The organism is Flammeovirga sp. AWQ4_249, from assembly GCF_056161045.1.
Window position 1 is genome coordinate 1 of sequence record NZ_JBSWYJ010000114.1, and the last position, 712, is coordinate 712.

The window sequence follows — 712 nt, forward strand, 5'->3', positions numbered from 1 at the left end:
CCTTTTCGGCTCATACTTTGGATTACATGATTCTTTCTTAAATCTTTCTGAAAATTCTCTGTGATATATTGGACCCCTTGATCAGAATGGAAGATCATACCCTTCTTAGGTTTACGATTTATTTTAGCCATTTTCCAAGCCTTTAAAACTGTGTTTTCAGCTGTCATATCCTCAGACATTGACCATCCTACAATAGAATGGTCAAAAAGGTCTAAGATGGTTGTTAAGTATAACCATCCTTGATCTGTTGGAATATAAGTAAGATCAGAGACCCATGCTTTTGAAGGTGCATCTGTTTTAAAATTACGATTCAGTATATTAGGAGCTACCTTCTTTCCATGGTTGGATTGTGTAGTTTGAGGTTTGTAACTTTTACAAATACAGCTTTTTATGTTTTCTTTCTTCATTATTCTTGCGACACGATTTCGAGAAGTTTGGATACCTTTCTCTTTTAATGAAGAAGTAATCTTATAGCTTCCATACCTCTTTTTTGAAAGATGGTATTCCTTTAAAACATGTCTTGTATCTCTCTCGAAAGCGATTTTTCGTTTCGATACTTTTCCTTGAAGCCAGCTATAATAGGCGGAACTACTTATTTTTAGTACCTCACACATACTCTCAACAGAAAACTCCTGACTATGATCTTTAATGAACTTATAGGTTAACTGTCGCTCTTGGAGAATATGCCTATGGCCTTTTTTAAAATATCACG

Annotated in this window: 1 protein-coding gene; it reads right to left on the reverse strand. The window is 34.7% G+C overall.

The window, feature by feature from the left end:
* Positions 1-683: IS3 family transposase (locus ACXAHM_RS26315; protein ID WP_474967063.1), on the reverse strand; the 683-nt coding region annotated here is incomplete at its 3' end.
* Between the last annotated feature and the right edge of the window lie 29 nt (positions 684-712).